The organism is Streptomyces sp. NRRL S-350 (assembly GCF_000719705.1).
In the GTDB taxonomy this organism is placed as follows: Bacteria; Actinomycetota; Actinomycetes; order Streptomycetales; family Streptomycetaceae; genus Kitasatospora.
Window position 1 is genome coordinate 1 of the sequence record NZ_JOHO01000207.1, and the last position, 391, is coordinate 391.

Consider the following 391-nt stretch of genomic DNA (forward strand, 5'->3'; position numbering starts at 1 on the left):
ATCCGACGAGGACCACCACTCGTTCCTCCATGACCAGGACCCTATGTCGGAATGACTGGTATCCCAAGAATTCCGACCTGGTCGCTGTCTGCCCTTGGCGGTCCCATGGTCAGGGGCCGAAGGTGACGGCATGACCAAGACGCTCGCCTTCGTGCTCTATCCCGGCATCACCCCGCTCGACCTGGTGGGGCCGCTCCAGGTGCTGTCGGCGCTGGCCCAGATCGACCGGTCGTTCGAGGTGGTCGTCGTCGGCCAGGACCTTGTCCCCCTGGACACCGACACGCCGCTGAAGCTGACGCCGAGCCACACGTTCGACAAGGTCACCGAGCCCTTCGCGCTGATCGTGCCCGGCGGGACCGAGCCGACCCTCGCCGCCCTGGCCAACGAGCCC

At 66.8% G+C, this 391-nt stretch carries 1 pseudogene; it reads left to right on the forward strand.

Annotated elements, in window-relative coordinates:
- Nucleotides 1-130: 130 nt before the first annotated feature.
- Nucleotides 131-391: pseudogene (locus tag IF30_RS0140550) on the forward strand (DJ-1/PfpI family protein); the annotation flags it as partial.